Below are 611 nucleotides of genomic sequence, written 5' to 3'. Positions count from 1 at the left end.
CCTAACGCTTGAGTTAAGCCGACCTACGTAGCGTAGCCGACAACATGGCAAGCTCTACCTGCCGTGTTGTTGGTGTAGCGAAGTAGGTTCGGCTTGAACGAATTGTTAGGTGCCGCTTGCATGTGCGTCACCAAGGGTAGTTCCGCTGTATCTGGTCGACGAATCCACCGATCTCACTGAGTTTGTAGATGCCGTAGCCAGTAAAGAAGCAGCCTTTAGGCGATACGCCAACAACACTGCATCCAGCGGCGATGGGCGTGCGGCCTTTGGCGCAGAAGATAAAGGCCGCGTGGTGCGGCGCCGCACTAATGTGCGACTCCTGAAAGAACGCGCGGTAGGACCGCTCATTGTCCTCAAAGTCTACGTAATAGTAGCCATCTCGAAAAACATTGCGCGGCGCGCCATCCACAATTTCCCGCGAGCGTTGGCTGGTACCCGTGCAGTTGTCACCCCGGTGAGGTGAGTACAGGACAAGAGAAGGACTTTGGTGGCCAGGCACCAGAACCTCTACGGACTGCTCTCCCCGATCCGAGACTGGGGTGCAGCCAGAGACCGCTAAGAACAAGAACAAGTAGATGCAAAGTCGCAACATTGTTGGTGCGGCACCTAAC

General features: G+C 55.6%; 1 protein-coding gene. It reads right to left on the bottom strand.

Annotated features, from left to right (window positions below; all coding sequences use genetic code 11):
* Positions 1 to 127: 127 nt before the first annotated feature.
* The coding region (locus ACW7G0_RS14215; protein WP_456990659.1) for a hypothetical protein at positions 128 to 611 on the bottom strand (484 nt) is incomplete at its 5' end.

The organism is Lysobacter sp. A286 (genome assembly GCF_054052105.1).
Note: the sequence above shows the minus strand (reverse complement) of the source record. Positions and strands in the feature narration are given on the sequence as shown.